Origin of the sequence: Paracoccus sp. (in: a-proteobacteria) (assembly GCF_032007265.1) — a bacterium.
In the GTDB taxonomy this organism is placed as follows: Bacteria; Pseudomonadota; Alphaproteobacteria; order Rhodobacterales; family Rhodobacteraceae; genus Paracoccus.
Genome location: NZ_DALZMB010000161.1, coordinates 1 through 5,979, shown reverse-complemented (window position 1 = coordinate 5,979; position 5,979 = coordinate 1). Strand labels below are relative to the sequence as shown.

The 5,979-nt window shown below is 61.1% G+C and carries 5 protein-coding genes; 2 read left to right on the top strand and 3 right to left on the bottom strand.

The window, feature by feature from the left end:
- The first annotated feature begins 283 nt into the window (after positions 1 to 283).
- Positions 284 to 1,033 (top strand): ImmA/IrrE family metallo-endopeptidase, encoded by a 750-nt coding sequence (locus tag RTS12_RS19695; RefSeq protein WP_312531657.1) that lies wholly within the window; start codon positions 284 to 286, stop codon positions 1,031 to 1,033.
- The gene (locus RTS12_RS19690; RefSeq protein ID WP_312531654.1) at positions 1,030 to 1,509 is read left to right on the top strand and encodes a DUF4411 family protein; all 480 of its coding nucleotides are present in this window, start codon (positions 1,030 to 1,032) and stop codon (positions 1,507 to 1,509) included. The genes RTS12_RS19695 and RTS12_RS19690 overlap by 4 nt, the downstream gene beginning before the upstream one ends.
- 282 nt (positions 1,510 to 1,791) lie before the next feature.
- Here RTS12_RS19690 and RTS12_RS20840 read toward each other — a convergent pair whose 3' ends face one another.
- The 3 genes from RTS12_RS20840 to RTS12_RS19675 form a co-directional block, all read right to left on the bottom strand.
- The gene (locus tag RTS12_RS20840; protein WP_409455720.1) at positions 1,792 to 2,373 is read right to left on the bottom strand and encodes an HGGxSTG domain-containing protein; all 582 of its coding nucleotides are present in this window, start codon (positions 2,371 to 2,373) and stop codon (positions 1,792 to 1,794) included.
- A gap of 11 nt (positions 2,374 to 2,384) precedes the next feature.
- The gene (locus RTS12_RS19680; protein ID WP_312531652.1) at positions 2,385 to 4,526 is read right to left on the bottom strand and encodes a hypothetical protein; all 2,142 of its coding nucleotides are present in this window, start codon (positions 4,524 to 4,526) and stop codon (positions 2,385 to 2,387) included.
- An 86-nt stretch (positions 4,527 to 4,612) separates the two neighbouring features.
- Positions 4,613 to 5,979 (bottom strand): hypothetical protein (locus RTS12_RS19675; RefSeq protein WP_312531649.1); only part of this gene is annotated, 1,367 nt, incomplete at its 5' end.

The window sequence follows — 5,979 nt, the reverse complement described above, 5'->3', positions numbered from 1 at the left end:
CCGTCCGGGGAAAGGGGAGCCTTGGCCATCAGCCGAATTGTGCAACAGAGCCCTCCCGGAGCCACCTAAGGAGAGGCTGCCACTGCCGGATTTTAGACGTATGGCGGAAGGGGGCGTTCAAGGACCCAGCACGGAGTTAATCGATACGATCCACATCTGTCAGCGTCGCCAAAGGTGGTATCGGGAGCATCTAGCGAGCTCCGGAGGCGATACACTCCCCTTCGTCGGCTCTGCAGATTTGGGGGATCAGCCCGCCGTCGTGGCAGGGCACATACGAACAGTTTTGAAGCTCGAAGTTGGAAGCCGCAACGAAGTGGCAAACTGGGAGGAGTTCCTACGCCAGTTCATAGCGCTCGCGCGGGCGGGTGGCATCCTCGTGATGATCAATGGTGTGGTCGGCAATAATACCCATCGGCCATTGAATCCCAGAGAGTTCAGGGGCTTTGCGATTGCCGACTCCTTCGCCCCGTTAGTGTTCATCAATGGGGCTGATACTAAATCCGGGCAAATCTTCACGCTAGCACACGAGCTGGCACATATCTGGATCGGTAAGGACGGCGTGAGCAACAGCGCTGCGGACGATCTGCCTGAACGCCTTGACCCCGATGCCAAGGTGGAGCGCTTCTGCAATGCAGTTGCGGCTGAGGTGCTTGTGCCAATTGCGCAGTTATCCGCCATGGACTTGCCTAGCGATGACGACGACGCAAAGAGCATGATTGCCCGTACATTCAGGGTAAGCACTCTCGTGGCGCTCCGACGCATGAAGGATCTAGGACGCATGTCTTATGCCGACTTCCAGAATGCCTATGATGCCGAATTAGACTTTCTCAAGAGAAGAGCAAAACTGAAAAAATCCGGCGGCGGTGATTTCTACAATACTATGGGTGCCCGGGTTGATCCTCATTTTGCATCCGCTGTGATTTCGGCGGCACTTGAAGGTCAAACACTCATGGGCGATGCGTTCGAACTTCTCAACATCAAGAAGTCCTCCACCTTCCGCCAGGAAGCGCGGCACCTTGGAGTAACAAGTTGACTCTGCTTTTGGACTCCAACGCATTCCTTACGCCCGCATTGACTTATTACGCTTTCGACATTTGCGGGAGCTACTGGTCTTGGATTGCTCGGGCGGCATCCGTGGGCGACGTGAAGAGCATTTCTCCCGTGAAAAGGGAGCTTCGACAAAAGGACGATCAGATCCGGAACTGGATAGACATGCATGGTTCCGACATTTTCATGCCCGATGACTCTGCCGTAACGAACGCCATGGGACAGGTCGCTACATGGGCAGGATCCAATGGATACACTACTGCGGCGGTCGCCGAGTTCTTAGCAAAGGCCGACTCCTATCTGGTGGCTTACGCTATGCTCGGCGGACACCAGATAGTCACACTCGAAGTTGGAGCCCCAGGGGCGAAAAATAAGATCAAGATTCCGGATGCCGCCAACGCGCATGGGATTTCGACAATAACTCCCTATCAGATGCTCCGGCAGCACGGCGCTCATTTCTGAGCAGAGAACAGAACCCTATTTCGTTTTGTCGGAAATAGACGCGAGCCCTTTGGCCGCTCTCGGGCCTGCCGCTTCCGGCAACTCTCCCTGCAATACCGGGCATCCGCCCGGCGAAACTCAGGGACCGGACCGCCACACCCCTGACAGGTCCAGCCATTGCGCCGTAGGTTCGCGACGATACGCCTTGCGCGAGAAAGGCGCTGGGTGCGCCCAGACAGCATGAACATATCAGCGAAGACGCGGCAGCCCTGCCCCCGGTTCTCGATTGTAATGCCCCAAGGGTCAGGTGCAGGCATGATTCCTGCCCTCTAATTCGTGGTTCACAGCCGGGTCAAGCAATTGCACTCTCAAAGAGCAGGCAACTGACTCCCCGCGCACCCTTGCCCAGCGCCGCCGCTGCGCCTCTCTGATTCGCTCGATGCCCTCCGGTGTTCGGGCTCCGGTAGACATGCCTCCGTGAAACTTGCAGCGGGTCTTACCCGGCTCGCTCTTGTTGCCGCAATTCGTGTTTTTTCGTGTTTTTGCCCCGCAGATCACCCTTCGGACGCTGACGCGCTGGGCCTCACGCACCTGACTTTTCAGGAACGTGCCGCTGGCTCTGCCTTCGGCGGCGGCGCTGAGGTACGGGCAATCACCGCTCTCGCACGCGCGCGCGGTACTGCATCCGTTATAGGCATGAACCGACCAGCCGAGAACACCGGCCAAGCGATCAACGGCCCAGCCGTGCGGATCCAGCCGGGGCGCGCGCTCCCAATACTGGACCGTAGAGCGGCCCAGCCCCGCCAGCTGGGCCAGCTGGTTTTGCGTGAGACCTGCCGCCGTTCGTCGGGCGGCAAGTTCTGCTCCTGAAGGTCCGCAGTGCACGGGACACCCTCTCAGCGATTGGATGCCGCGCTGGGCGGTGGGTTGCTGCGTTCATAGCCATACTGAGCCAGCGCATTGCCCACAGCGGCTGCACCGGCCATCGGGCTTGGCCCACCCCAGCTAGGAAGCGCCCACGGCCTGGCACCGGCCAGCGCATTCTCCACCTGACCGAGGATGCGCGCGCCACCGTTCCGCGTCAGAACCTCGGCCAGCTCGTTTTTCACAGAAGCTTTGGCTTTCTGGACAGCGCTGGGCGTCGATCGGGTTATGTTCTGCCACGCCACCTGAGGCGTCGCGAATGGCCCCAGTGCCTCGCCTGAACGAATGCGCCCCGGCTGGATGCTGTCATTGATCATCTGATTGGCTTCCGCGCGCCCAAAGGACTGCGCCCCGCGTGCGACTCTTGCTCGCAACCCAAGCGCGGATGCCGCATCATCCAGCGCCGCCTTGATCGGTGCCCAATCATCGCCGAGCAGAAGCTTCATTTTGTCCTGAGAGGACCGTGAAGTCAGCATGGTGTAGGCTTTGTAGGTTTCGCGGGCATCGATATTCGGGTCTGTCGCCACGGCGCGGATATTCGCAATCGTGTCGTCAATCTGCTGGCGCAGGCCACGCTTCACCCCTGCACGCTCCGCCGCCGACATTCCGTCCAGCGAGGCCTCGAATGCGGCGCGGGTCACGCCGGGCTTGAGCATATCTGCCCCGGTCTGGATCGACTGGATTTCGCCAATCACATCACCAGCAACTTTCGTGGCATGCTCATACTCGGGCACGGCAGCGCCGAGGTTCTGGCGGATGGTACGCGACAGGCTCTGATATGCGCGTCCCATATCGGTTTGGCCGCCCAGCGCGCCCTGACCTTCACCCGTAGACGCAACTTGGCTCAAGCCTCGCTTGATGTAGTCCCATTGCCGAACGTCGGGCAACTGCCGGAATGTCACTGTCCCGTCGTCGGCGATATCGGCGAGGATCTGGCGCGAGGTGTGGCCATCTATCTGCATGAGACGATTGGCCGCCGTGATGGCGTCCTTCGGCACACGCGGAAGCAGTTGCTCAAGATTGCGCCCCGCATCGCTGGCGTAATCGATCGGCGCGGCATAGGCGCTGTCATAGACTGCCTTGCGCGCCCCTGCGGTTGCTTGGCGAACGTCCCCTTGCAGGGTCGCGGCATCAGAGAATTGCCGGTTGGAAGGCGCGCCGACACTGCTTCCGGTCAGCCCCTCATCCAACGCAGTATTCAGCCGCCCGCCAGCGGCCTCGGCCCGCGCATCGATCCGACGCAGCGCCGTCCGCGCGCCTTCGCCCGGAGCCTGCATGACAGCGTCCAAGTTGCTTTGAGCGGTCGGCCCTGCATCCGCAAGCATGCCGTCCGGCCCACTCGCTGCAAGGGCGGCGCGCATGCGCTCTGGATCGTCCATCCCCAAGGTGTGGGCAACCAATCGGCCAGCGCGGCGACTTACGCCCAGTTCATCGGCAAGCGTCCCATGCGACCGCCAATCAGCAAGGGCATTCCGAACCCCGGTAAAAGCGCGCTCGGCCCCAGAGACGGCAAACGGCGCGGCCATGGCTGCACCCATGCGCGCCAGCGGCTCATACCATGAACCCTCAGTAGCCTGTCCCGCTGCTTCGGATGCGATGCCAGGCGCAACGCCATATTGCAGCAGGTTCCTGACCGGCCCGCCCGGCCCGATCATAGCACCCGGCAGGAACTCACCAACGGCACCGGCATATTTGCCGAGCATGGTATCGCCCTTGAACTCCGAGGCCCCGCCCGTCGCATCCGAAGCTGCGCCCCGAAACCGATCACCGTCTCCCATCGGCATCATGTCGAAGGAATCGCGCATCCCCTGCGCTACACCCGGCGAGACGATTCCAGCTTTTTCGAGGCCGGAAGCCGCGAGACTGCCAACACCGCCTGTCACCATGCCGGGCAGGTCCATCAGGCCAGTGACGCCGCGCGAGACGCCAGCCGCTCCAGCACCAAGCGCATCCGTCACCTGATCCATGATGCCGCGCTGTGGGGGGTAGGCCTCAACTCCTGCCGCATTCGCTCCCTCATGGCGCGCAAGGCTTTCCGGCGATACCTCAAGTGTCCCCGCCCGCGCGGCATCCCACCGGGCGCGCACGTCGTCTGGCACGGAAGCAGCGCTCATGTTCGGTTCTTGCTTTGCATACTTTGTCCAAGGGCCGGTCGCAGGTTGCGCGGGTTGCTTGGCGTATTTTTCCCATGGTCCGGCCATTACTGCACCTGTTCCCAATTGCTCGGATCTGCTGGATCACCGCCCTTGAAACGGTGCCTATCCTCTACGGCCCCGACTGCTGGAGGTGGAACCGGATCGCTTATCCGGCCACTGCCTGACGCATCCAAGGCGCGCTCTTGCGCAAGAATTGCTTGCGCAGGCATTCCAGCTTTCAAAGCCTCCAACGCACGACGGCGCGCTTGCTTTTTTTGCGCCATGACAGCAGCGCCATCGCCGGGCTGTGGGAGGTAAGTCGCCCCATATGCCGCCTGTTCGTCTGCGGTAATGGCTGCTCCGGTGTCCTTACGCAAAATCGCCTGAAGGAACTCGTCTCCCGCATTCCTCGCCAGCTGATATTTGTCAGACTGGATGCCCCTACCGAAACCGAGCGGCGTTTTGTCCGCAACAATCGAAGCACGATCCACAAGCGCATCCGCATTCTCATCGAGAGCAGCCAACGCCCCCTCAGCGCGAGTGGCATAGACGGTGTCCTTGCTCTGCCCCTCTGTAAGCGGCTTGATACCACCAGCGCCCGCGCCCTGACGGACTGATACCGCGCCAGTCGCTGGGTCAACATCGATTGCCATCCCGCTATCAACCGGCGTTCGCTTGAACTCACCAGTACGCCCGTTGATTTGGCCAGCCTGCGCCCCATAGCTCGCGGCCTCTGTGGCTGTCGCAGGTCGCCAATCTGGCCCTTGCCCGGCTTTCACCGCATCAGCCCAGCTCATATACCCCCGCGCCTTGTGCGGGATCTGGTCCCATTCGTAATCAGCGGGGTCACCACCTTCGCTGATGATGAAATTCTGCAACCCGGCCCGGTCGCCATTTTGGTGGAAGCCGAGAGCGATTTTAGCGAGACGCTCGGCCTCGGTGGCGTCCTTCAGCGCCTGCGCCTCGCCTACCTTGCGGCGGTGTTCCTCGGCGCGGAGCTGATAGTCGTTCTCCAGTCGCCCCTCCTGCCGGTCACCGCGGGCATTCGCCAGAGCGTCCTGGCCTCGGTTGTATTTTAGCGCCTCGGCTGCCGCAGCATCAGTCTGCGCATCGCGACCGCGCTGATAGGTTGTTTCTTCCTGCTTCATGCGGCGGTTCTCGACGCCCTGCCACATATTGGACGCGGATTGCGGGTCGAGTTGGAGGTACTGGGCGAAAGCATTTTGATCGCCCGCTAAAAGTGCGTTGGAATTCTCGCGCAGAAACCCGGCCAGCGCATTCTCGCTGCGCTGCTTGTTGGTCGCCTGGGCGAGGGCGTTGCCACGCGCCATCGCGCCAACGAGATCGGGAAGATAAAGCTCAACCATTTTATTGCCCTCCCTGTTCATTTTGAACAGATGCAAGACCAAACCCGAACGGTCCCAGATAATTG

Bases quoted from the DNA above. Each gene is read 5' to 3' on its own strand.
- RTS12_RS19680 (WP_312531652.1), bottom strand. From the start codon at position 4,526: ATGAGCGCTGCTTCCGTGCCAGACGACGTGCGCGCCCGGTGGGATGCC.